This window comes from [Ruminococcus] lactaris ATCC 29176 (assembly GCF_025152405.1).
Lineage (GTDB): Bacteria > Bacillota > Clostridia > Lachnospirales > Lachnospiraceae > Mediterraneibacter > Mediterraneibacter lactaris.
Window position 1 is genome coordinate 2,602,573 of record NZ_CP102292.1, and the last position, 23,709, is coordinate 2,626,281.

Genomic DNA, 23,709 nt, shown 5'->3' on the forward strand with positions numbered 1-23,709 from the left:
TGAAAAATCTGTTTGAACACACAAGTGCCCTTTGAGTAAAATATAGCAGCTATGAATATCGCACTGCTGATGATCGCACTTTATATATAGTAGTTTCAGGAAATGCAAAACCTCAGATGTACCGCCCAATGCAGGATGCCAATGCACTTGTCCTTGATGCGGTTAATATTGATCTTATGACTATGCATAAAGCAGATAATGATATATTGCAACAGATGGTTCTTGATTTTGTATCTGCTTATGGATTCCTTGGTTTTATGACAGCACTGCCGACAACGGTACAGTTTGTTACATATGAATCCGTATATCTTCCTAAAAACCACTTTATAAAAGAAGAAACTCTTTCAACAGAGGATTATCTTACTTACTTCTACCCTTTTGAAAAGCTTGATTTTCACAAGAAAGGTACGGAATCCGGATGGTCTGTTGCAGATAAAGATGAAATTGCTGTTGTGATGGCAATGGGTAACAGATGTGCTTTTCTTTTATGCTGACTGATGAAAGCTGTGAAATGAAATTGTGTAAGCACTGTGGTAAAGCATTTATCGCAAGCCGAAAGGGAAATGAGTTCTGCTCTCCGAAATGTAAAAATCAATATAATGTGTATAAGACAAGAGCTAAAAAGAATAATACTGATGAATAAAATCGTTTTTATAATGTTCAGGAGGTTTGCACGCAATGAGTGAAATCATTAAAACTAATACAGAATATTCAAAGTGGATTAAAGAAGTTTCTTTAAGATTCCGCAACAGCCAGATAAAAGCTGCAACAAAAGTTAATAGAGAAATGCTGTTATTTTACTGGTCTATCGGGCATGATATATCAGAGAATTACAATGAAGTCAAATACGGAAAATCTTTTTTCAAAAATCTTAGTCTTGATTTGCAGGATGCACTACCTGATGTAAAATCATTTTCTGTAACTAATTTAAAATATATGAAATATTTTTACGATTTATACAACAATTCAAATCGTCAACAACTTGTTGACGATTCAGACACACGAATATGTCAACAAGCTGTTGATGATTGTATTTTTATGATTCCGTGGGGACATCATATTCAGATAATTAATAAATGTAAGGGTAATTTAGATAAGGCTTTGTTTTTTGTTAAAAAGACATATGAAAACAACTGGTCAAGAGCCGTCCTTTTAAATTTTCTCGATACAAACTTGTATGAAAGAGAAGGTAAAGCCATTACAAATTTTGAAAAGCTGCTTCCTGATATTGGCAGCGATCTTGCCAGAGAAATCACAAAAGACCCATATAATTTTGATTTTCTAACTCTTAGAGAAGGGTATGACGAAAAAGAATTGAAAGATGCACTCATGGATAATATCCAGAAATTTCTTCTTGAACTAGGTCGTGGATTTGCTTTTGTCGGTAGAGAATACCGGCTTGTTGTCGGAGATACTGAACAATTTATTGATATGCTGTTCTACAACATACAAAAACACTGTTATGTTGTAATTGAAATAAAGACAAGGACATTTGATCCCGGAGATATGGGGCAATTAGGAACTTACATTGCAGCAACAGACGGAATACTACGTGCAGATAACGATAATCCTACAATTGGCTTACTTATATGCAAAACAAAAGATAATGTTCTGGCTCAATATGCTACCAGTGCAGTGAATGTTCCTGTTGGAATTTCCGAATATGAAATTAATAATCTTATTCCTGATGACTATAAAAGTTCCATGCCTACTATTGAAGAAATAGAACGAGAACTGAAAGACTAATTCCATACGCAACTGCCTCCTTTGTGTTATGATATACAGGTAAGAAAAAATTTTCAGACTACAGTAAATCATTGTCCACAAAAAGGAAAAATATTTCTGCATGACTTACCCAGTGAAAAGGAGGATATTTTTATGAACGATCAGTGGTTAGACTTTGCAATCCGTATTCAGAGTATCGCACAGGCGGGACTCCAGTACGGAAAAGATAAATATGATAAAGAACGTTACAACGAATTAAGAAAAATTGCTGCTGAAATGATGGCTGCAAAGACGGATCTCCCCGTCGAAAAAGTATACGGGTTATTCTGCAATGAAAGCGGCTATCAGACCCCGAAAATTGATACCCGTGCGGCAGTTTTTATTGATGGGAAAATCCTTCTTGTCCATGAAAATAACGGAACCTGGTCTCTCCCCGGTGGATGGTGCGATGTGGATCAGTCCATCGCATCCAACACCGAGAAGGAAGTTTTTGAAGAAACCGGCTGTACGGTACACTCCAAAAAACTGATCGCCGTTCAGGACTGGCGAAAGCATAATGTCATGAACCATGCCTACGGAGTTATAAAAACCTTTATGCTCTGCCAGTATGAAAGTGGAACATTTAAATCAAATATCGAGACTACAGAAATCGGACTTTTTGACCGTACATCCCTCCCCAACGACCTGGCGATTGAAAAGACCACGAAAGATCAGATCCTGATGTGCTTTGATTTTTATGAGAAACCGGATGCCTCGACATTATTTGACTGACTGACCGGGCAGTGAAAAAGAAATATGACAAAAGGACTGGGGAATCTCTTGAGGTGACCCCATATCCGGAGGTTTTCCGATAACTATTATAAAACTTATACCATCAGCCACTCTCACCCTATAGCACTAAATTTCCAGCTCCATAGCTTTGCTAATACATTCTTCAATATATCTTTCATCCATAGCTGTATTAAATGTAAGGTCAACATTTGCCGCTGATCCCCACACCCGTCCTGTATAGTAACGGTAATTATCTGCACGGCGTCTGTCTTCTTTCCGGATCACCTGCTCAGCTTCTTTCTTACTGATATTCAGACGCTCCATAATCCGTTTTGCCCTTACTTCCAATGGTGCAGCGAAGAACAGTTTTAAAGTCTTCTCATTTTCACACAATACATAATCCGAACATCTTCCAATGATCACACATTTTCCTTTGGCCGCCAGCTCCCTGATTACTTTTGATTCTGCTTCAAAAATCTTATCTTTCGGAGCCTCTTCCTCTTCCTTTCCATAAAGATACATCTGATTTACAAAATCATACAACAGACTGTTGGTCATGGACTCTTCTTTCTGACGGATAAACTCGGATGTCATACCCGTTGTACCGGCGATCATCTGAATGATTTCCTGATCGTAAAATTCATAACCGAATTTTTCTGCCAGTTTCTTTCCTATGTCATGTCCTCCACATCCGTACTGTCTTCCGATCACAATCACATTCTTATGAATACCCTCTGCTTCCTGCTTTTCTGCCAATTTTCCCGTTATACCATCTGCCACCGGAGCATTTTCTGCATTTTCTGCATCTGCTGCAGAAGCCAGTGCCTGTCCGCCTTCTCCGTTCTCTTCCGGGAACAGATATGATTTGATAAACTCCAGCCTTTTTCCAAGCAGTCTGGCAATAAATCCAACCAGCAATGCTGCAATGATCGTACCTTCCCGGACTCCATTTAATTTTCCTGAAAATACAAAAGAAAGAACCCCTGCAATGATCGCCATCGACGAATCAAAGACAATCTTCGTTGTTCCAAAATTGGTATTCCATGTCTGTACGATCGCCCGGACAAAAGATTCTCCCGGCAGCATGACAACATCTGCCAGCACTTCCAGATAAACACCAAATCCCAGTACCAGACAGCCTGCCAGCAATGCGATCATTTTTACAAAATAACTCTGCGGATTGATCCAAAATAACATATACATTGTCAGATCAATAAAATATCCAAATGCGATGGAAACCGGTATCTGCAGAATATTCTCAAGTTTAAAATTCTTTCTTAAAATCAGAATCTGTAATACGATCAGCAAAATACTGAACACGATTGTAAAATTTCCCAATGTAAATGGAAAATTCAGGCTTAATACATATGGGATCGATGAGATTGGTGACGTACCAAGACTCGCTTTTGTCACCAGACTGACTCCCAGTGCATTTACAAATAGCCCGATTAAAAATAATATGTACCTCTTTAATTTGTTCATAATCTCTCTCCTGTCTTTTCTCATCCTTCAATAGATTTTTTCTCACTGATCCGTCTTTTTATTTATAGAAGACGAACCTGCTTCATCCAACAGATTTGCATAGATTTTCTGATATACTGACAGAAAGCCTTCCATTTCTTCCTTTGAAATACCTTCCACTGCCTTCCTTTCAATCTCAGAAAATGCCTCGCTGACCAACTGTTGCTTTTTCTTTCCTTCCTCTGTCATAAAAATATGAAAACTCCGTCTGTTACCATTGAGTATCTGACGGCGGATCAAGCCCTTTTCTTCCATCTTATTAAGGATCGTCGTCAAAGATCCCGCCTCCAGGAAACATGCTCTCGCAATCTCCTTTTGATTACTTCCGTTATGCCTGCTTAAGTAATCAAGAATCTTCGGCTGGCCGATGGTAAGCCCCGTATCTTTCAGCTTATAGAGCAATGCCTTCTGCACCAGCATCTGATTTGCCATAATAAGATAATGCAATGAATCATCCATTTCTTTTCTCTCCTGCTGTTATTTCTTTAACCTCCAAATGCACTTCAGCACATTCCCGTGTTAAACGTTTTTAATTCAAACAGTTTGAATTATAACTTTTTTTGCCATGTCTGTCAAATTTTTGTTGCAAAATTTTCTCAAGTCATTCTATAAAAGAATTTTCTCATTCTCTTTTATTTTATGCTATACTGTTTATGAATCATTTGTTCCCCACAGGAACAGTTGATACAGAGAACCTGCCACTGGCAGCTTCTCCTGCATACTTTGACATAAAAAGCAGTGACCGACACTGCCACAGATTTTATAACGGAGGACAATAAAATGGGAATACAGTCTATTGATGCAGAAGACGATCAGTTCGCTTATCGTTATGATACACAGCTCCTGATCGAAAGACGCGACCGCGACCTGGATGAGGATGAAATATCCGACTATATCACAGAACATTTTGAAGGAAACAGCCTCATCGCAGCCGGTGATGAAGACCTGATAAAAATTCATTTTCATACCAATGAGCCTTGGAAAATACTGGAATATTGCAGTTCCGTCGGTGAGATTTTTGATATCGTCGTTGAAGATATGATCCGACAGTCAAATGGATTACAGGGATAAATTGAACAGATAAGGGAGTGCCAAAAGACACTCCCTTTTTTAATACCGTGTATTAATTTTTTCCCTTATTCTTCCATATACACCGCCCGGGTTCTCTCCTCATCATCCACAAATTCTACATCCGGGAAGCTTGCAATATACTGCTTAAACTGGGAAAATCCGTAATCCCGTACCTTAAAATCTCCAAATCTCATACGAATACGATTTCCCAGACTACTCAGAGGGATTCCATAACTTCCGGCACTCTGGATCTGCAACAGGATATATTCTTCCAGCATTTCTTTCCGGCTCTTATCTTCATAGATTGTTACCGTTACCTTCGTTCCCTCCTGCATCAGCATCAGCTTCGGCAAAGATTCCAAAAATTTTGATAAAAGACTATAGCCATATCGACGGACATCAAAATCAGGATATAATTTTACCAGTCTGCTTCCAACTTCTCCCAGTCCGGTCTCCCTGTCATTATTCTGATTTTCCGTAATAATCTTGACAACCGCCTCTTCAATTTTTTCCTTTGAAACCATTGAATCATGGTTGTCCTTTTTCTGCCATTTTCCCGAAGCATGAGAATGGGTATTACGTTCTTCTTTTCCCATTGTATTATCTTCAAGAAGAAGTTCCAGTTCTGTAAAAATATCACACGCTTTTCTGAACGGCGACGGAGTCTTTCCCTCTCCCATACCGATCACAGTCTTTCCGCTTTCTCTCAGACGGCTCGCCAGCTTTGTAAAATCACTGTCACTTGAAACCAGGCAGAACCCCTCCAGTTCACTCGTATAAAGCATATCCATCGCATCAATAATCATAGCAGAATCGGTTGCATTTTTTCCATGGGTATAACTGAACTGCTGGATCGGAGTGATCGAATTCTGAAGAAGTTCTTCTTTCCAGCTTGCATTATTTGTCTTTGTCCAGTCCCCGTAAATTCTCTTATAAGTCACATTACCGTATTTCGATAATTCATCAAGGATCGGTTTAATATATTTGGCAGATACATTATCCGCATCAATCAGGAGTGCGAAACGGTCTTCCATGTCTGATACTCCTCCCCGGTAAGATTTTTCCACGCAAATGTACCATTTTCATAGATCATATAACTATGCTCCGATCCCTCTTTCGGAATCGAGACAGATCCCGGATTTAAATACTGATATGTTCCACCATTCATATCCAGGATCTCTTCACAGGCAGGAATATGCGTATGACCATTCAAAAGAATATCTCCATCCTTCAATGGTGGAAGATGATGCGGATGATAGATGTGTCCATGCGTTGCAAATATCGTTATATCTCCCTGTCCATTCTCCCCTGACAGATTCACGTAACAATAATCTGCAAGAATCGGAAATTCCAATACCATCTGATCTACTTCTGTATCACAGTTTCCCCTCACACACAATAACTCGCTTTTCAATGGATTCAGCATTGCAATCACTTCTTTGGGTGCATATCCCTCCGGGAGATCATTTCTCGGTCCATGATAAAGAATATCCCCAAGCAATAATAACCGGTCTGCCCCCTCCCTCTTATATGCCTCTATCATCTTTTCACAATAGAATGCCGAACCGTGAATATCTGATGCAATCATTAATTTCATATCAATTACCTCTTTCTTTTTAATCAATTTCATTTTCACAACAAAAAACTTTCCTGCTCGATCCCTTTCTTTTCCCTTGCCAGCTTCTCCGCCAGCTGCCTGAGAACCGGATTTTCAATCTGCAGTTTCTTCAGCTTTTCCAACGTTGTGTCCTCTATCTTTTCCGCGTAGTTCCGATATTTTTCATAAGTCTGCACATCCATCATCAACGGTTGCAATTCAGGGAAAATGTTCTTCTGAATATACAGAAATATTTTAATTCCGCCATAATCAAGATCTCCGCTATGATAAAATTCAACTTCTGTATGCTCAAGCACCTGATTTAAAGACTGTAAAAATCTACATTCTTTCGGACTGAAAAATCCATGCGTAAAAATGTATAGCGTATGCTCTTCCCAAGGCATCATCATATAATTTGCTTTATTTTCAATGGTAATGACCCTTTGGATTTCCGGCTGCTGCCCGGCGATCTGTGCATACCGCAGTGTATCACTGTTCAGAATATTTCCATACCGCCAGTCTTCATTATGAATCTCCGTTCCGTCCTCCCATTTCAAATGCAGCGGACCTTTCAAAGCCAGCTCCTGTGCATAATCCTCGATCAGCAGAACCGACAGAATCTCCGAATCATTCATTGCATCATCCAGCAGTTCCTTCGCATATATTTTTGCCGTTGAAACAATAAAATCCTGAAATTCATTTTCAAAAATCTTTGTATCTTTTAAATATTTTTTGCTGAAGAGCCGCTTATACATCGGATCTTCCAATTCATCAATCCCACGCCAGCAGGCTCTTCTTTTCCTGAAAAGTTTCCATGCCTTCTCCAGAGTTGCTTTTTTTGCTCTGCCACTTTCCGATTCCTGCAACAGCTTTTCATAATACGCTCTGATCCACGGAGTCCTCAAACCCTGTAGCTCTGCCCGAATTTCTTCCTGATATTTTCGTACTAATTCCGCTCTTGCACAGAAATCAGAATCCACTCTTTCCCGGTACAGTTTATACAATGCCGGAATATCCTCCTGCCGGTACCGGATCGCCTGAATATCCTGCTCACGATAGCCCTGTACCCATTCAATCTTCACAAGTCCTGTCTTCTCCAGGTCTTTAGCCGCTTTCACAACATCCGACTTCAGATGCTTCCGATCATCGTACAGATTTCCCGCTTTATTTGACAGACTCTTCCAGCCATTCGCCCCCGGTTTCCACTGATTCTCACTATTTTCAATCTTTTCGATCAAAAGCTGCAACAGATACTCCATCTCTATTCCTCAACCTTCAACTGGTCATACTCAACTTTTTCAAATTCCTGGATTGAAATATGCTTTTTATTCGGATTCGCATAGACAAACGTCTTGTCTACATTTTCCAGATAATTCTGGATCTTGTCATTCGTCGCACTGATAATCGCCTGAAATCCAAGTCCACGGATCAGAGAAATACAGCTTGCCACTTTCTCTGCGTCCATCTTGGAAAATGCCTCATCCAGCACAACAAGACGGATCGTGGACGGTCTGCGGATCTTCGGTGACAAGTTAATCCTGTAGACCTGTGCAAAACTTGCCAGCAGAGCGATATACAGAGGATTCTGTCCCTCTCCACCGGAATTTTTCTTGATCATCTTGCTCAGTCCGATCTTCATATCCTTTTCACCGTGGATGATCTGCTGCATATCAAAGGATAAATACGTCCGGTAATCCGCATATTTTTCCATATTCTTCTTTGCAGTATCCAGTTCCTCCCTTGTCGCATCTTCCGGTGGAATAAAGATATTGATCAGCTCATTCATCATATCCCCGTATTCCTCATCGTGTTCCATGGTAAAAAGGTTCATCTGATTCTCCATAGAATCTGAAAGCTGGGACGGATTAATGCTCAGCGAATCATCCATGAACATTTTATAATATCTTCCGTCCGGCCCTTTATTCTTCGTAATGACAAACTGATATTTATCTTTACCAAAATCCAGCCGGCTGATGATACGGTTCAGTTCATCTCTCCGCTGATAGGCTTCTTTGATGGCACTTCGTATTTTATAAATGAAATCCTCTTTAAAATGTTCTACCGCTGATTTTGCCTGTTCCTTTGCCGCCAGCCTGAAATCTTCCAGCTCATCACACTGCAGTTCAGAAAGGAGCTTTTCATAAGGTGTATTCTCTTCAATCGTAGGAGAAAATGTACGGTTCGGATACAGCTTCAGATAGATGGTTCTCCTGTCTACAAGCTGACTGTATGCCTTGTCCTTCTCAACTTCAACTGCGTCCAGTTCTTTACTCCGCTGCTGTCTGAGGTACTCATAATTTACAGAACGCTTCGTATCCAGATAGGCCCGGAATCCTTCTTCTTTCTGCGGATCTTCGTGAAATTCTTTCTGTCTGTCCTGCAATTCGGTTTCCACGGTCTGATAAAAATTCTGATTTCGCTGTGCATTTCCTCTGCTCTCTGAAATCTTTCCGATCAGCTCCTCCAGCTCCTGCCTGAGCTGTGCCTGCTGCCGCAAAAGATCTTCCTTCTGAGCTTTCAGAGCCGAAACCTCTCCATCCTGGAGTTTCTTCATCTCTTCCTGGATCTGCCGTTTTTCTCTTTCCTTTTTCTGAATTTCATCGATCTCTTTCTTCCAGCTCATGTACTCCTCTGCCGGTTGGGAAAGTGCTTCTAATGTCAGTACCCTCTGAATTTCTTCCTTCATTTCCTGCAGCGGAAGACGTTCCTGCTGTAAAGCATCACAACGTTCCTCCAGTCTGCGGATTCTCTGACGCATACTGGTTTCACCGATATATGCCCGCCTTGTATAACTTTCCGGGTTGATGTGCTGCAGACGATACCCCTGATACAACATACAATCTGCTGTGATTCCGATGGTCTGTTCACGAAGTTCATCAATTCCATCACATTTGATCACATTTCCAAGGAAGAAATCAATATACGCCCGGACATACTCTTCTTTCGCCAGCACCTCCTCTGCCAGAGAACCTGCCTTTGCCTTTTTATCACTGGAAAGGACCTTCTCTGTATCCAGCACTGCTGCCCGTGAAAACCGCTTCTTATCCATTCCCTGATAAATTTCCATGGCATCTTTTACATAGTTCGGTTCCACTACGAGCAGAAGTTTATTATTGCCCATATATCCCTCGATCGCATTATGCCATTTTTCATCTCGCACATCCAGAAGATCTGCAAGGATCTGTACCGGAACAAGCCTGCCACAACGCTCCTGCAGCCGGGTACGAAGCTCATATTTTGCTTCCTCCACTTCCTTCGGATATGCCTTCCTCCCCTGCTTTAATTCCTTTAATTCCTCTCTTGCATCCTTTTCTTCTTTCTTAATGACTCTTAACTTTGCTTCTGCATCCTTCAGATCTTCCCCCAGTTCTTCCCGAATCTGTACAAGGCTTGTCTGAAGCCGCTTCAAAGTTTCCTCATCCAGTGCCACAGTTTCAAATTTTTCAATATCCCAAAGCGTCTGATTCGGAGTCACATCTTTTGATTTCCATGCTGCAAGCCCTGCTGCTGTCCTCTGCCATTTTGCACGGCTCAACTGCAAATGCTCCAGCATCTCATTCACATTTCCAAGCTTCTGTTCCAACGCAGAATACCCACTGTTGGCGATCCTTAACAGCACTTCCTCATACTGTCCCTGGACTGTCTGCTGCTTTGTCTCCAGTTCTGCTTTTGCCTGCTCCTGCCGACCGATATCTTCCTGACTCTCTTTGATCTTATCCAGCAGTTCCTGCAGTTTCGCCTCCAGTCGTAAGATTTCCAGCCGGTCGATCTGATACTGATCATTTTCAACTTCCTTCACCTGGGTCTGATACACGGCATATCTGTCACGGATCTCTTCCAAATGCCGGATCTCCTTCAGCGTCTCCTCGATCTTGCTCCGCATTCTTCCATACTGCATCACACTTTCCTGCAGATCCTCAATATGGATATCCTGCTCCATACAAATATATTCTTTCACAAAATCTTCCAGCTTGATATTCATCTTAAACGGGATTGCACGCTTAAACAGCCGTGGAAATTTTTCCATATCCAGCCCGCCTAAATAAATGTCATAAAGCTGCTTGCGGAATCTTTCATTACTCGGCCCACAGTAAAAGTCCGTCGTACTGAAATTTCTCTGCAAATATTCCCGGATCTCTCCTGTTGTCAGACACCGCTTATCTGCCCGGTAATCATTTTCCAGAAGCCCGCCTTTGTGCCAAAAGAAAAGACGGCTGATCTCATTTGTAGCTGTCTCTACATCAAATACAACCCCGACGCACTGACTCTGCCGGCTTTCCGTTTCTGTAAATTCCAGCACGATCGTACTGGAGAAATTTTTATTTCTCAAATACTGGGACTCATTGTTCTCACCAATGTTCACCATTCCCCGCAGATACTCGATCAGTGACCGGTCTGAATCATCCGCAGCCGCCTTATTAAAAAATCCTCTTCCGTCTGTATTCGCATACAGAACAAGCTGCATCGCATCGATCACGGTTGACTTTCCACTTCCTGAATGCCCTGTAAAGAAATTGATTCCTTCGTGAAAGCTTAATATTTTTCTGTCTATATAATGCCAGTTATTCAGGCATATCTTCGATAGTGCCTTGAACTGCTGTCTCGTCTCCACTGTATTCCTCCTCACTGAACGTACCTAAAAGTTCCCTTACATCATCACCCACAAGAACGGTATTGATACACGGATAAATGACCATCCTCGAATTTTCATCCAGCTCTTCCATGACATCCAACGGCTCTAAAATCTGATACTTTTTCAGCAGTGCGATCGTCTTACGCATTTCCGTCGGAGACGGCATCCCGGTCAGAATATGAAAATCTCCTGCCTTTCCATTGATCATCCCGAGTGTCACCACCACATGATTGCTCGATGATACACTTGCCATCTGCTCATCATAAAGGATCTTCAGAATCAGAATATAGATCGTTGCAAGCCTTGAAAGCTTCTCTCCCCATAATGCTTCTTCCTGAATATAGATCAGCCCCATATGCACATTCTGTCGGAGTGTGATCCCCGCAATCCGGAAATATTCTTTCAGGAAATCCAGATGCCGGTCTGCAAACCGGTACTCCCTCACCGGAACCATCCTTCCTGCCCGGCGGTCATATTTCCTTTCCAGCAGAAATGTCTGACGCAGCAATAACTGGATCAGGTCTCTCATATCATCCTGCTCTTCCTCATTTAGTAAATCATAATATTCTATCATCAGGGCCTCCTCTGTATAAATTTCAGATCCGGATAACGATACCTGCCGTTCTCCACCATCCTGTCTTCTTCATTCAACGCAGCATATTTGCTGTTCCGACGTGTACTGTAATCATACGCAAGGATCAGTTTTTCAAAATCCTCATCCGTCATATCCTTCATTGCCCCTGCATCCATGATATCCCCGGTCATATGAGCCTGGATAAATTCTTCGATCTCCGCCCGGCTGTATCGCATCTGAATCCGGTTCATCTTCAGTACCTCTTCACGGTTCAGATCTTCCGTCTCCTCTTCCGTTTCCATCTTACTGATGAAATCCGTCCGACTCTTTCTTCTCTTATACAAAGATTTCTCTGACAGGATCTCCAGATAAGAAAGATTCATCCGTTCCGCTGTCTTCCGCAGCTTCTCCTCCTTCTTTACACCGTTCTCCTCTGCCGAAATCCGATTCAGAAGCTGTACCACCAGCCCCTTTGTATCCGTCTCACCGCTGAGCAGATAGTTCAGACGTGTCACCGTGGCACGCACGTATTTTGTATGCTCTTTATCCATATTGGCAATCCGGTGTTCAATATCATCAAATCCACGCTCAATCTGATCCAGGATCTCCAGCACATCTTCTTTCTCATCCCCTGCAGCTTTCGCTCTTGCACGCACGCTTTCGATCCATTCATCATTCTCCCGCATTTCCCGGAGACATTTCTTAATATCCATCTTGTAAATATAAAAATTATCCGAAGTCTTAAGAATATGATATTTCTTCCGCACAACCTCTTCCACGTATCCGTCCAAATGCTCCCGAAGCAGTTCACCATACGTCTTCTTATCCAGCAGCCGCTCAAAAAACTTATCCATATTATGAAGCATATCCTGCAGGGCTTTGTTCAACTTCTTTGTATTCACCAGGGCAGTCCGCAGCATATTCAGGTTGACTTTCGGATTATTCTGAAATGAATACAACGTAGCATAGACATTCTGAATATAAAGATCCGTCTCTTCCAGCTCCTGCGAAGACAGCTTCTCAAATGCCTCAATAAAAATCGCCGCATAATCCGGGATCACGATATTCGTTGTCAGTGAAGTATAATCTTCAATTTTTTTTAACCAGCCCGTCTTCACCAGCCAGTTCAGAATCCGGGAAGAAGTAGTCTCCAGCAGATCCAGCTCCGTCTCTGACTCCTCACGCTCCAGCCTGATCCTCTTCTGCGTATTCATATCATTTAAGATCTGCAGGCAGACTTCTCTCGTCAGGAAATAATTGCTGTACTCATATTCCTGATTAATGCACAGCAGTGATTCTATATAAATTTCTCTATTCACCGAGCGGAATAAGCTCCAAAATGTATCCGGGATTTCATAATGTGACTGCATACTGACTCCTTACTGTCTTTTTCTTTACCGCCTTTTCTCACGTCGTTCTGTTTTTTTATTATACCACAGATTCAGCCCGCCTGCCTGACTACTTTCTCTTTCCCCATCTCTGCATCACAAGCACATACACGACTGCCGCCCCGGTACTCGCCATGGTTGCCAGTATCCCTCCGCCTATGATCCCTGCCGGATCAGCACTTCCATACTGACTCCTGTAAGCAATAACATTGACCGGGATCAGTTGCAGCGAAGAAATATTCAGGATCAGAAAGATACACATTTCATCTCCTGCCACCCCTCTTTTTCTCACTGGACCAAAAGCTCTGCCAAGTCTTCTGTCCTCCTCCAGCTCTCCCAGTGCTTCCATGGCTTTCAGTCCTGCAGGAGTTGCCGCCCAGCCAAGTCCAAGAATATTTGCAATGAAATTGATTGCGATCTGTTCATTTGCTTTATTTCCCACCGGAAGCTGCGGGAAAAGGAACCGGATCACCGGACGCAGCTTTTCCGCAGCCTTTTTTACAAGTCCCGCTTTCTCCGCAATCTCCATGATCCCACACCAAAATGCCATCACTCCCAGCATCGTAATGCACAATGACACTGCATCTTTTGACGAATCCAGTGCCGCATTTGTCAGCTCCGGCATTTTCCCGTTCCATGCCCCGAAAATAATTCCGATCAGGATCATCCCCGCCCACAGACCATTTAACAACTTTACGCCCCCTTTTTCTTACGCTCTTGTGTCATTATTGTGCATAGTTCCACATATACGTTTCAACCACATCGAACGGTGCAGGTCCTACACTCAGCACTGCCCGGTGAAACTCTTTCTGACTGAAATCCTCTCCCATTTTTTCCGCCCAGCATTTCTTCAATTCCAGAAATTTGACATATCCAATATAATATTTCAGATAATTGCCCGGTGAACCAAGGATCAGATCGTAGATTTTCTGTATCGTTTCTGCATCTGAAATTCCGTATTTTGCAAAAAAGGCTGTCGTATCTATCCTGCTCCAGCCATCATAATGGATTCCCATATCTGCCAGTGCATATAATGCAAGGATCACGGAACCATTTTTCTGCAGGATCGTAGCCTGTTCTTTCGGAAGTGGTGTCAGATAATAACTACACATTTCCGCATAAGTTGCCCATCCCTCCACATAACCGCCAAAATTGAAAATACTTCTGACTGGATCAGGATCTGTACTTTCATAAAAGATTGTCTGATATAAATGCCCCGGATACCCTTCATGGGCAAGCGTTGTGAAGAGCGACAGATCATCCCGCATCTGCCCCTGATTGATATAGATCACATTTTCCCTGCTGTTGTCGATTGCAGGAATCATATAAAAAGCCGGACTTAAATGTTCTTCCATTTCCTTCGGAACATACTTGACTTCCAATGTAGTGTCCGGTGTCTCCGGGAATGCTTTTTCTATCCCATCCGACAATTTTTTCAGGATCAGTTCCGCTGTCCCCTGCTTCATATCTGCCGCAGATTCTTTCGCTTCTTCCACCTTTGCCCCCAGTACGCCCTCCATGGCAGTAATGTCATCTTCCATCTGTCTGCGTGTCAGTTCTTCCAACTGCACGATCGATTCCTTCGTTCCCACGGACTGGTCCACCAACACCTGATAATATTCCTGCCCCTGTGGCAGCCCGCACAGACCTTCCTCATTTTTTCCTGTTCCTTTCAGTTCACGTACTGCTGCCATCAGCCTTTCATAAGCAGGACAGACCACTTCTTCTATAACCTGTGCATTTTTTTTCGTATACTCGCCCATCTCCTCTTCCGTAAATTTTCCGCTTTCCCGCATCCGCTCCACAAAAGTAGAATAGAGATAATTTCCGTTTCCCATATCCAGAAATGCCTGACATTGTTCTATCACTGCATCTGCCAGTTTCTCTGACATAAAAAGTCCTTTCTCCGATTTTCCCCGCTCAAATGCAATTACTTCATCAAAATAATTTCCTGTTGATCTCATCAGATCCAGGTATGTATCAGCATCCTCTTTTTCATAAAACCGGTATTCCGAAAGCACTACCGGAAGCTGGGTCTGCACACCGCTGACTGTACCAAGAGGTTCATCATACCACAAATACTCTGCACTTCTTTCTGCACTGTCCAAATAAGATTGCAGAACATCATAAGTGATCTGGTTTTCCACACTTAATTTATTTTTTTCAAAAGTTATCAACGCTTTCTCCATATTTTCCACACCGGCTTTCACCGCCTGTTCATCCGTGACCACTGTTCCGTAAACTGCAGGAGCGGATTCGATCCCATATTCCTGCGGATACTTTAATGTATAATGCAGACTGACTGCATTTGCCGATACTTCACTACAGAACACTTCCCTCGTATATGCTTCAAATCGTTCATCCTCACTGACTGAACTCCCTGCCTTCCCATTTTCATCTGCTATTTCTGCACAGCCGCCAAATCCCAGCACAACTAAAAAAAGCCCTGCCACACAGATCTTTCTCATCCTCTGCATGGTACAGCTCCTTTGTTCCTCTTTCTTTTCCCAGAATCTCATAGAACACTTCCGAACCATTTTCTTTCATTTTATGTATCGCCCTGGCCTCTTATTCCATCAGTCTTTGCATTGGTATATTACATATATTCAAAAGAAATACATATATATCTACTAATTGCCCCATAATAGAAAGAGGACACCCCTTGCACATTCTTCTCTACATCTCCAACTACTTTATCCCATTTCTGATCCTTTCCATCATCATCTGTGGACTGACTGCAAAAATTGATGTCTATGAAACCTTTATCACCGGTGCAAAAAATGGCTGCCGTACCGTCATCCGGCTTGTCCCGACTCTGATCGGACTGATGACTGCAACGGGAATCCTCCGGGCATCCGGGTTTCTCGACGTGATTTCCTCTTTCATCGGAAAATTCACGAATTTGATCGGATTTCCCGGAGAACTTGTCCCTCTTTCCATTGTAAAAATGTTCTCGTCCTCTGCTGCCTCCGGTCTGCTTGTTGATCTCTATAAAACTTACGGAACTGATTCCCGGATCGGACTCATCGCCTCACTGTCCATGTCCTGTACCGAAACCATTTTTTACACTATGAGTGTCTACTTTATGACTGCCAGGATCCGCCATACCCGTTATACGCTTCCCGGAGCTGTTTTTGCAACCTTTGCCGGACTCGCCGCCAGCGTCCTGCTCGCAGGTTACTATTCCTGATTTTCATGATTCATAACTCCCAACACCGGTCAATCAACAACACATCCATTCAAAACCATTGTTTACATATTCCCTTTGTGCTAAAATTATGCTAACAAGATTTCTATGGATGGAGGCATGATGATGTCTGATATAATGTTTGAACACCTGACCAAAACTTATCCCAACGGATTCATCTCCGTTGATGATGTTACTTTAAAAATTCAGGACGGAGAATTTGTCGTATTTCATGGACCGAGCGGCTGTGGCAAGTCCACGATTCTTCGGATGATCGGCGGACTGGAAGATATCACATCAGGAAAGATTTATCTTGGCGATGAACTGCTCAACGATATCCTTCCCCGCGACAGAAAACTGGCAATGGCATTCCAGAATTATCTGCTTTACAAATATCTGAATGTCTATGAGAATATGGCTCTTGGTCTCCGGCTGAGAGATTTTCCGAGAAATGTCATCGACAGCCGTGTCAACACTGCGGCACAATTCCTCGGAATCTCTGATATTCTTCATGAAAAGATCAAAAATATTTCTGATGCAGAAAAGCAGCGGGTCGCACTTGGACGGGCGATCGTCTGCCACCCGAAAGTACTCCTTGTTGATGAAGATTTTGCACATCAGAACGATGATCGACGTCATGAGATGCTCAGCGACATCTTACGCATTAACAGAGAACTCGGCGTAACCGTCCTGTATGTGACAAATGACCCTGAAGAAGCTCTCTCTCTGGATTCCCGCATTATTTTCATGAGAGATGGCAAGATCGAAGAAGATCGCAAAGCATAATAAAACTGCATCCGCAGGAACATGCAGCCAGCTGATTCTTCCAGCTCCTGAATCTTTCCTGCGGATGCAGCTTTTTACTCTTTTATCTTTTCAAGGTAATTATAAACTTCCCTCTTCTGCATCCCCCGGTCTTTTGCGGTCTGCTTCATGGCATCTTTCCGGTTCATCCCCTGTGCGAGATAATGTTCCATATGCTCCTCAATGCTCATCTCTTCCCAGCGTGCCTGTTCCTCCTGCCGCATCTCTTCTCTGCTGCGTCCCTCGATCACCAGCACACATTCCCCTTTTGGATCATTTGCTTCGTAATAAGCCACCGCTTCAGGGATAGTTGTCAGAAATGCGGTCTCGTGCTTCTTCGTCAGCTCACGGCAAACCGTGATCCGACGTACTCCCAGACGTTCAGACAGCAGCTTTAATGTCTTCACCAGCCGGTGCGGAGCTTCATACATAACAATCGTTCTCGTCTCCGTCTCCAGCTCTGTCAGCACTGCCTCCCGCTCTTTTTTATCTGGCGGAAGAAACGCCTCAAATGCAAAACGTCTTGTCCCAAGTCCCGACATCGTCAACGCTGTCACGCATGCAGCCGGCCCCGGTACTGAACTGACTCTTACTCCTGCCTCATAGCACATCTTCACCAGCTCTTCCCCCGGGTCTGAAATTCCCGGAGTTCCTGCATCCGTGATCACAGCGATATTCATACCATCCAGCAGCTTCTCAACCAGCTTTTTTCCCTTTTCATACTTATTAAACTCATGATAACTCGTCATGGGAGTCTGTATCTCAAAATGGTTCAGCAGCTTGATACTATTCCGTGTATCTTCTGCTGCGATCAGATCAACTTCTTTCAGAACCCGGACTGCCCGGAACGTCATATCCTCCAGATTTCCAATCGGTGTCGCCACCAGGTATAAGATTCCTGCCATTTCAACCTCCTGTATGCCCATATCCATTCTCCATCCGCAGACCTCCATCCCTGGAGTACATGATCAGAGGCGGTTCGATCTTCACTCTCGGCTTCGCTCCCCGCATTCCTTCCACAAGCACCATCGTTGGCTCTTTATCAAGATACGGATGAACAAACTGAATCCTCTTTGGCTCAATCTTGTACTGACTCATCTTCGTCAGGATCTCCGTCAGCCGGAACGGTCGGTGGATCATATAAAATCTGCCCTTATCCTGCAAAAGACGCATACTCTCCCGCAAAATATCATCCAATGTACACAAGACTTCATGCCTTGCGATCGCCTTTCTGTCATCTGGATTCCTGAGTCCATGCTCTGCCAGCATATAAGGTGGATTCGTCGTGATCACATCAAAAAAAGCCGGTTTGAAAATTGTTGCGGCCTCCTTTATATCTCCGGTCACAATCTCCACTCTGTCCTCCAAGTGATTATAACGGACACTTCTCTGTGCCATCTCAGCCGTATCTGCCTGAATCTCCAGTCCGGTAAAATGCTTTCCCTCTGTCTTTCCAGCCAAAAGAACAGGGATAATTCCATTCCCTGTTCCCATATCAAGTACCGTTTCTCCCTGACGCACCTTTGCAAAGTCTGAAAGAAGAACCGCATCCACACCAAAGCAGAACTTGTCCGGATCCTGGATCAGTCCCAGACCACCAAGCTGAAGATCATCTAACCTCTCGCCCTGCTTTAACAGATTACTTTCCATTTTCTTTTGAATCTCCATCTTTCTTAGGATTTTTCTTTTTCCTGCGAGGACGGAACTTCAGATCTGTCGCTTTATACTCCCGGATCTCTTTCTCATCATCCTCCAGATTTACGACCACTTTCACCAGTCCACGCAGAACACTTAAGGACTGCACAACTCCCGTAAGTCCATCTGAAGTTGTCACCATATCTCCCACAGACGGAAGCTGGCTGTTCAAAACCTCATACGTTTCCTCCTCGTTCGTCAGACAGCACATCAAACGGCCACAGACACCTGATATCTTTGTCGGATTCAGAGAAAGATTCTGTTCCTTTGCCATTTTGATAGAAACCGCTGCAAATTCAGTCAGATAGGTGCTGCAACAAAGCGGACGACCACAGATTCCCAGTCCACCACGGATCTTCGTCTCATCACGCACGCCAATCTGCCTCAGTTCAATCCTTGTCCTGAATACAGCCGCCAGATCTTTCACCAGCTCACGGAAATCAATCCTTCCGTCTGCCGTAAAATAAAAAAGTACTTTATTATTATCAAATGTATACTCTGCATCGATCAGCTTCATGTCCAGATTATGCTTCCGAATCTTTTCCTGACAGATCTTAAATGCCTCTTTTTCTTTCTGATGATTCTCTTCGACAGTCCGCTTATCCTCGTCCGTTGCAATTCGGATTACCGACTTCAATGGCTGAACAACCGAATCGTCACTTACCTCCTTCGGACCGCTCACAACCCGCCCGTACTCCACACCCCGGGCAGTTTCTACAATGACATGGTCACCCTGCTTCACAGCAAACTGTCCCGGTGAAAAGAAATAAATCTTTCCCGCAGTACGAAACCTAACGCCTATTACATTTATCATACTAATTAATTCTCCTTTATTGTCAGTAACAGCAGCTCGATCACCAGCTCGAAGTTTACATTTGCTTTCATTCGTGCCTTCGCCGTCTCAAGTGCCTCAAGTATTTTTTCAATTCCCTCATAAGAGCTCTTGCTGGCACGGGCTTTGATATAACGAAGCTGATCCGAAAATACGACCCGGTCCACATTCTTCGTCGCTTTATAAATCAGTACATCTCTGTACCATATCGCCATCATATCAAGATAATCATTGATCTCCAGCTTATAAGTCATGCACTTTTTCACTGCATCCATCAATTCAGGGACATCCATCTCGTCAATATTTCTCAGTAAATGAACGACCTCTTCTTTGATCTCATTAAAATAATCTGAATTGGCAAGCATGATTGCTTTTCCCATATTTCCCTGTGCAAATGCCACACATACATCCGCTTTATAATCTGGGATCTCCATCTGCTCCATCAGATACTTCTTCACAAGCTGATCCTTGATATTTCTCAGCTTCATCATAACACATCTCGAACGGATCGTTGGCAGCAGCACCTCTGCATTTTCTGTCAGCAGCATGATAACCGCATACTCCGGTGGCTCTTCAATCGTCTTCAAAAGAGCATTCTGTGCCTGTACGCTCATCAGATCCGCTTCTGGGATGATATAAATTTTATACTTACTGCTATAAGGCTTGATTACAATATCATTATTAACCTGCTGTCTGATATCATCAACACTGATCGTGGTTGGCTTCTCATGTGACACACGGACAATATCCGGCTGATTTCCATGCAATGCCTGCTTACAGGACTGGCATTTTCCACATGCCTCTCCGTTCTCATCACGATCCTGACACTGCAGACTCATAGCAAAAAGATTCGCCAGAAGCTTCTTTCCCGAACCACGTTCACCATTCAATATATACGCATGGGAAACCGCATCCGCCTGGACCGCACTCTCAATATACTTGATTATATTCTTATGTCCTACTACATCTTTAAAACTACTCATTTCTATCACCTGCCACACATAAAATTATACACTTTCAGTATACCACAATCTTATAGGAAGTCACACCCCCTAATTTCCCTTTCAATGGCTTCGATGCACTCCTCCAGATCCACATTCTGAAATCTTTTTTCTATCCCTGCTGCTCTCAGATTTTCCTCAGAAAAATCTTTTGAATCCGCCAGAAACCGTCGGCACAATTCATCATACCTGGGCTGACTCTGTCTCTTTTCCCGCTCTAATGCCCTTGTCAACCGCAGTCCGTCTTCTACTTCAATATAAAGAGGAACCAGACTTTCTGCTCCAAAATACTCTTTCATTGCCCGATAGGATTCAAGCGTCCCAATCACCAGATAATCCTCCTGTCTCAGATTGATCTGTCCGTCGTCCGCTGTAAAATAACTCCATACCCCATACTGCGTATGGTAAGATCTTTCCTCGATCAACTGCCCCTGCTTCCTGAATTGCTGCAATTTTTCTTCATCTGTAAAAAAATATTCTACACCATCACATTCTCCTTCTCTTCTCGGACGTGTTGTATACAATACAATCCTTTTCATTTTGGGAAATCCTTGAAGCAGTTCTTTATAAATCGTATCTTTTCCGGAAGAACTCTTACCCATCAGGTAAAATATCTTACCCATTTTTCAAAACCTCCAGTCTGTCCTTTTTCTTCGTTCCTTCAATGGTAAAACCATTCTTCTCATAATCCAGAATCTGCTGCACAGCTTCTTCCGAAACTCTCTCTCCCGGTACAACAATCGGAATACCCGGTGGATATAAATAAACAAATTCCAATGAAACCTTCCCCGCAGCTTCCTGCCATGGAACAGCCAGTCCTTTTCGTCCTTTCACCTTTGCACTTTCCACTACTCTTTCTGCCGGAATAAGCGGATGCCTGCAAAATCCCGGATCTTTTTTCATCGTAGCTGCATCCATTTTTCTATTTCCTGATAGTACTTCATCCAGGTTCTTATCCTGTTTCCTGTTCCCCTGCAGTACTTCATCCAATCTCTTATCTAAATTCCTTAGTGCATTGAGCAACCGGTTCATTCCTTCCTGCGTATCTCCCGGTCCGGTCATTGCAATCACATAAGAACCCGCTGCCATCTCCATCTGTAAATGATCGTTTTCCAAAAGGATTTCCTGCAATTCTTTGCCACTCATTCTTCCCCTCGCAGAAATCACAATCTTAGAAGCATCATACTGCATCGTTTCCAGTAATTGAAGATTCTTCAGTTTTCCAATTTCCTTTCTTAACTGGCAGAGCATTTCCACATAAGGTTTAAAAACCTTTTCCCTTTCCTCGTCGACCAGTCGGATACATTCATCAATCGAAGCCATTAAAATATAAGAAGGGCTGCTGCTCTGAAGCATATGAAGATATCGTCTCACACTATCTCGATCTACAAGCTTTCCATTCATGTGCAGCAGTGCCGTCTGCGTCAGTGACGGAAGTGTCTTGTGAAGACTGTGGATCACTATATCGGCTCCTCTTACATTTGCATTTTGGGGAAAATACTCATGAAATCCGAAATGAGCCCCATGTGCTTCATCCACAATCAGCGGAATCCCATACTTATGAACCACTTCACTGATCCGCTCAATATCCGATACCACACCATCATAAGTCGGTGAAGTGATCACTACCGCCTTTATTCCGGCTTCCCGGTTCATCCCCCTGTCCTTTTCCAGGATCTGTTCTATTTTTTCTACCCGGATCTCTCCATTAAGATCTGTAGTTTCGTCAAATTCAGGATAAACATACTCCGGAATCAACCCATTTAAGTCTACTGCATTGTAAACAGATTTATGACAATTTCTCGCCATCAAAATCCTGTCTCCGTATCCGGTACATCCAAGTACTGCACTCAAAAGTCCCACAGTACTTCCATTTACCAGATAATGCGTTTCCTCTGCGTGAAAAACTTCTGCCGCATACTCCTGCAAGTTTATAAAAAGATCTTCTGCATGATGCAGATCATCAAATCCTTCAATTTCCGTAATATCAATTTCATAAGGAAGTTTCTCTGCTCCAGTGATCTGTTGTCGCTTATGTCCGGGCATATGAAATCCATAATAATCTGATACACTGTACTTTACTAATTTATCATATAAATGTTCCATATAAACCTCTTACTTTCCTAATAAAAAAACCAGCAAACTCAACAGTTTACTGGTCCTAAGTGAGCGTGCGGGGATTCGAACCCCGGACAACTTGATTAAAAGTCAAGTGCTCTACCACCTGAGCTACACGCCCTTAAATACTCACAAAATTTATATTATCATACCTATAACATAAATGCAAGAACTTTTTATTCTATTCATATTTAAAGTTAGGCATAAAAAATGCCCAGAGCCGGAATCGAACCAGCGACACGAGGATTTTCAGTCCTCTGCTCTACCAACTGAGCTATCTGGGCATAGACTTTATAAAAGTCTGAGTTGCGGGAGCAGGATTTGAACCTGCGACCTTCGGGTTATGAGCCCGACGAGCTTCCAGACTGCTCCATCCCGCGATATTAAATTAAATTCTCATAAGAGAAAAGCCGATGATCGGACTCGAACCGATAACCTGCTGATTACAAATCAGCTGCTCTGCCAATTGAGCCACATCGGCTTATAGCTTAAGCCCGAAGGCTAAATGGATGGAGGTGGATTCGAACCACCGAAGCAATTTGCAGCAGATTTACAGTCTGTCCCCTTTGGCCACTCGGGAATCCATCCATATTTTGTTAAGTGGGACCTACAGGGCTCGAACCTGTGACCCTCTGCTTGTAAGGCAGATGCTCTCCCAGCTGAGCTAAGATCCCACATAACGACCCAGAAGAGACTCGAACTCTCGACCTTCGCCGTGACAGGGCGACGCTCTAACCAACTGAGCCACTGGGCCATTCTTCAATTTTTCAAGATATTGATATACCTTGAAAA

22 protein-coding genes and 7 tRNA genes are annotated in these 23,709 nt (G+C 43.1%); 6 read left to right on the top strand and 23 right to left on the bottom strand.

Annotated elements, in window-relative coordinates; genetic code table 11:
* The first annotated feature begins 116 nt into the window (after window positions 1-116).
* The 3 genes from NQ541_RS12175 (at window position 117) to NQ541_RS12185 (ending at window position 2,496) form a co-directional block, all read left to right on the top strand.
* Window positions 117-494 carry a hypothetical protein gene (locus tag NQ541_RS12175; protein WP_023920430.1) on the top strand — a complete coding sequence of 126 codons (378 nt, stop codon included), beginning with the start codon at window positions 117-119 and terminating at the stop codon, window positions 492-494.
* A gap of 184 nt (window positions 495-678) precedes the next feature.
* Window positions 679-1,746: a PDDEXK nuclease domain-containing protein gene (locus tag NQ541_RS12180; protein WP_005610403.1), complete on the top strand. Its 1,068-nt coding sequence runs from the start codon at window positions 679-681 to the stop codon at window positions 1,744-1,746.
* A gap of 132 nt (window positions 1,747-1,878) precedes the next feature.
* Entirely contained in the window at window positions 1,879-2,496 is a 618-nt protein-coding gene (locus NQ541_RS12185; RefSeq protein ID WP_023920428.1) for an NUDIX hydrolase, read from the top strand.
* A 126-nt stretch (window positions 2,497-2,622) separates the two neighbouring features.
* On the opposite strand, the gene NQ541_RS12190 is transcribed toward NQ541_RS12185, so the two are convergent.
* Both NQ541_RS12190 and NQ541_RS12195 read right to left on the bottom strand, forming a co-directional pair.
* Complete coding sequence (locus NQ541_RS12190) at window positions 2,623-3,978, bottom strand: cytidylate kinase family protein (RefSeq protein WP_044940458.1); 1,356 nt, start codon at window positions 3,976-3,978, stop codon at window positions 2,623-2,625.
* 42 nt (window positions 3,979-4,020) lie between these two features.
* Window positions 4,021-4,476 carry a MarR family winged helix-turn-helix transcriptional regulator gene (locus tag NQ541_RS12195; RefSeq protein ID WP_005610409.1) on the bottom strand — a complete coding sequence of 152 codons (456 nt, stop codon included), beginning with the start codon at window positions 4,474-4,476 and terminating at the stop codon, window positions 4,021-4,023.
* A gap of 321 nt (window positions 4,477-4,797) precedes the next feature.
* On the opposite strand from NQ541_RS12195, the gene NQ541_RS12200 reads away from it, so the two are divergent.
* On the top strand, window positions 4,798-5,088 hold the full coding sequence (locus tag NQ541_RS12200) for a hypothetical protein (RefSeq protein ID WP_023920425.1): 291 nt from the start codon (window positions 4,798-4,800) through the stop codon (window positions 5,086-5,088).
* Window positions 5,089-5,153: 65 nt separating this feature from the next.
* On the opposite strand, the gene NQ541_RS12205 is transcribed toward NQ541_RS12200, so the two are convergent.
* The 8 genes from NQ541_RS12205 to NQ541_RS12240 form a co-directional block, all read right to left on the bottom strand.
* Window positions 5,154-6,122, bottom strand: a complete 969-nt coding sequence (locus NQ541_RS12205; RefSeq protein WP_005610413.1) for an NYN domain-containing protein — start codon at window positions 6,120-6,122, stop codon at window positions 5,154-5,156.
* The gene (gene yfcE / locus NQ541_RS12210; protein ID WP_023920424.1) at window positions 6,098-6,685 is read right to left on the bottom strand and encodes a phosphodiesterase; all 588 of its coding nucleotides are present in this window, start codon (window positions 6,683-6,685) and stop codon (window positions 6,098-6,100) included. Before yfcE ends, NQ541_RS12205 begins: the two co-directional genes overlap by 25 nt.
* A gap of 35 nt (window positions 6,686-6,720) precedes the next feature.
* On the bottom strand, window positions 6,721-7,944 hold the full coding sequence (locus NQ541_RS12215) for a Wadjet anti-phage system protein JetD domain-containing protein (protein WP_005610415.1): 1,224 nt from the start codon (window positions 7,942-7,944) through the stop codon (window positions 6,721-6,723).
* A gap of 2 nt (window positions 7,945-7,946) precedes the next feature.
* Complete coding sequence (locus tag NQ541_RS12220) at window positions 7,947-11,297, bottom strand: ATP-binding protein (RefSeq protein WP_044940461.1); 3,351 nt, start codon at window positions 11,295-11,297, stop codon at window positions 7,947-7,949.
* Window positions 11,248-11,892, bottom strand: coding sequence for a DUF4194 domain-containing protein (locus NQ541_RS12225; protein WP_005610419.1), 645 nt, complete (start codon window positions 11,890-11,892; stop codon window positions 11,248-11,250). The genes NQ541_RS12220 and NQ541_RS12225 overlap by 50 nt, the downstream gene beginning before the upstream one ends.
* Window positions 11,892-13,262, bottom strand: a complete 1,371-nt coding sequence (locus tag NQ541_RS12230; protein WP_005610421.1) for a Wadjet anti-phage system protein JetA family protein — start codon at window positions 13,260-13,262, stop codon at window positions 11,892-11,894. The genes NQ541_RS12225 and NQ541_RS12230 overlap by 1 nt, the downstream gene beginning before the upstream one ends.
* Window positions 13,263-13,350: 88 nt before the next feature.
* The gene (locus tag NQ541_RS12235; RefSeq protein ID WP_023920421.1) at window positions 13,351-13,971 is read right to left on the bottom strand and encodes a hypothetical protein; all 621 of its coding nucleotides are present in this window, start codon (window positions 13,969-13,971) and stop codon (window positions 13,351-13,353) included.
* 34 nt (window positions 13,972-14,005) lie between these two features.
* Window positions 14,006-15,799, bottom strand: coding sequence for a DUF885 domain-containing protein (locus tag NQ541_RS12240; RefSeq protein WP_005610424.1), 1,794 nt, complete (start codon window positions 15,797-15,799; stop codon window positions 14,006-14,008).
* Between the two features lie 143 nt (window positions 15,800-15,942).
* Here NQ541_RS12240 and NQ541_RS12245 point away from each other — a divergent pair, with 143 nt between their 5' ends.
* Entirely contained in the window at window positions 15,943-16,470 is a 528-nt protein-coding gene (locus NQ541_RS12245; protein WP_005610425.1) for a spore maturation protein, read from the top strand.
* Window positions 16,471-16,593: 123 nt separating this feature from the next.
* Entirely contained in the window at window positions 16,594-17,253 is a 660-nt protein-coding gene (locus NQ541_RS12250) for an ABC transporter ATP-binding protein (protein ID WP_044940463.1), read from the top strand.
* 74 nt (window positions 17,254-17,327) lie between these two features.
* Here the strand turns inward: NQ541_RS12250 and rsmI are convergent, their stop codons facing one another.
* The 13 genes from rsmI to NQ541_RS12315 form a co-directional block, all read right to left on the bottom strand.
* Window positions 17,328-18,176: a 16S rRNA (cytidine(1402)-2'-O)-methyltransferase gene (rsmI, locus tag NQ541_RS12255; RefSeq protein WP_044940466.1), complete on the bottom strand. Its 849-nt coding sequence runs from the start codon at window positions 18,174-18,176 to the stop codon at window positions 17,328-17,330.
* Between the two features lies 1 nt (window position 18,177).
* A complete protein-coding gene (locus NQ541_RS12260) occupies window positions 18,178-18,939 on the bottom strand; it encodes a tRNA1(Val) (adenine(37)-N6)-methyltransferase (protein WP_005610428.1) in 762 nt (253 codons plus the stop codon).
* The gene (locus NQ541_RS12265; protein ID WP_005610430.1) at window positions 18,911-19,780 is read right to left on the bottom strand and encodes a PSP1 domain-containing protein; all 870 of its coding nucleotides are present in this window, start codon (window positions 19,778-19,780) and stop codon (window positions 18,911-18,913) included. Before NQ541_RS12265 ends, NQ541_RS12260 begins: the two co-directional genes overlap by 29 nt.
* Window positions 19,781-19,785: 5 nt before the next feature.
* A complete protein-coding gene (gene holB, locus NQ541_RS12270; RefSeq protein ID WP_044940470.1) occupies window positions 19,786-20,781 on the bottom strand; it encodes a DNA polymerase III subunit delta' in 996 nt (331 codons plus the stop codon).
* Window positions 20,782-20,831: 50 nt separating this feature from the next.
* A complete protein-coding gene (locus NQ541_RS12275) occupies window positions 20,832-21,422 on the bottom strand; it encodes a nucleoside/nucleotide kinase family protein (RefSeq protein ID WP_005610432.1) in 591 nt (196 codons plus the stop codon).
* Window positions 21,415-22,905, bottom strand: coding sequence for an aminotransferase class I/II-fold pyridoxal phosphate-dependent enzyme (locus NQ541_RS12280; RefSeq protein WP_005610433.1), 1,491 nt, complete (start codon window positions 22,903-22,905; stop codon window positions 21,415-21,417). Before NQ541_RS12280 ends, NQ541_RS12275 begins: the two co-directional genes overlap by 8 nt.
* A gap of 60 nt (window positions 22,906-22,965) precedes the next feature.
* Window positions 22,966-23,038, bottom strand: a tRNA-Lys gene (locus NQ541_RS12285).
* 90 nt (window positions 23,039-23,128) lie between these two features.
* A tRNA-Phe gene (locus NQ541_RS12290) sits at window positions 23,129-23,201 on the bottom strand.
* Between the two features lie 22 nt (window positions 23,202-23,223).
* Window positions 23,224-23,297 (bottom strand) — tRNA-Met (locus tag NQ541_RS12295).
* A gap of 28 nt (window positions 23,298-23,325) precedes the next feature.
* Window positions 23,326-23,398, bottom strand: a tRNA-Thr gene (locus NQ541_RS12300).
* A gap of 25 nt (window positions 23,399-23,423) precedes the next feature.
* Window positions 23,424-23,505: transfer RNA gene (locus NQ541_RS12305), tRNA-Tyr, on the bottom strand.
* 13 nt (window positions 23,506-23,518) lie between these two features.
* Window positions 23,519-23,591, bottom strand: a tRNA-Val gene (locus tag NQ541_RS12310).
* A gap of 6 nt (window positions 23,592-23,597) precedes the next feature.
* Window positions 23,598-23,671 (bottom strand) — tRNA-Asp (locus NQ541_RS12315).
* Between the last annotated feature and the right edge of the window lie 38 nt (window positions 23,672-23,709).

Coding starts and splice junctions, on each gene's coding strand:
- NQ541_RS12175 (WP_023920430.1), top strand. CDS start 117: ATGTACCGCCCAATGCAGGATGCCAATGCACTTGTCCTTGATGCGGTT.
- NQ541_RS12180 (WP_005610403.1), top strand. CDS start 679: ATGAGTGAAATCATTAAAACTAATACAGAATATTCAAAGTGGATTAAA.
- NQ541_RS12185 (WP_023920428.1), top strand. CDS start 1,879: ATGAACGATCAGTGGTTAGACTTTGCAATCCGTATTCAGAGTATCGCA.
- NQ541_RS12190 (WP_044940458.1), bottom strand. CDS start 3,978: ATGAACAAATTAAAGAGGTACATATTATTTTTAATCGGGCTATTTGTA.
- NQ541_RS12195 (WP_005610409.1), bottom strand. CDS start 4,476: ATGGATGATTCATTGCATTATCTTATTATGGCAAATCAGATGCTGGTG.
- NQ541_RS12200 (WP_023920425.1), top strand. CDS start 4,798: ATGGGAATACAGTCTATTGATGCAGAAGACGATCAGTTCGCTTATCGT.
- NQ541_RS12205 (WP_005610413.1), bottom strand. CDS start 6,122: ATGGAAGACCGTTTCGCACTCCTGATTGATGCGGATAATGTATCTGCC.
- yfcE (WP_023920424.1), bottom strand. CDS start 6,685: ATGAAATTAATGATTGCATCAGATATTCACGGTTCGGCATTCTATTGT.
- NQ541_RS12215 (WP_005610415.1), bottom strand. CDS start 7,944: ATGGAGTATCTGTTGCAGCTTTTGATCGAAAAGATTGAAAATAGTGAG.
- NQ541_RS12225 (WP_005610419.1), bottom strand. CDS start 11,892: ATGATAGAATATTATGATTTACTAAATGAGGAAGAGCAGGATGATATG.
- NQ541_RS12230 (WP_005610421.1), bottom strand. CDS start 13,262: ATGCAGTCACATTATGAAATCCCGGATACATTTTGGAGCTTATTCCGC.
- NQ541_RS12240 (WP_005610424.1), bottom strand. CDS start 15,799: ATGAGATTCTGGGAAAAGAAAGAGGAACAAAGGAGCTGTACCATGCAG.
- NQ541_RS12250 (WP_044940463.1), top strand. CDS start 16,594: ATGTCTGATATAATGTTTGAACACCTGACCAAAACTTATCCCAACGGA.
- rsmI (WP_044940466.1), bottom strand. CDS start 18,176: ATGGCAGGAATCTTATACCTGGTGGCGACACCGATTGGAAATCTGGAG.
- NQ541_RS12260 (WP_005610428.1), bottom strand. CDS start 18,939: ATGGAGATTCAAAAGAAAATGGAAAGTAATCTGTTAAAGCAGGGCGAG.
- NQ541_RS12265 (WP_005610430.1), bottom strand. CDS start 19,780: ATGATAAATGTAATAGGCGTTAGGTTTCGTACTGCGGGAAAGATTTAT.
- holB (WP_044940470.1), bottom strand. CDS start 20,781: ATGAGTAGTTTTAAAGATGTAGTAGGACATAAGAATATAATCAAGTAT.
- NQ541_RS12275 (WP_005610432.1), bottom strand. CDS start 21,422: ATGGGTAAGATATTTTACCTGATGGGTAAGAGTTCTTCCGGAAAAGAT.
- NQ541_RS12280 (WP_005610433.1), bottom strand. CDS start 22,905: ATGGAACATTTATATGATAAATTAGTAAAGTACAGTGTATCAGATTAT.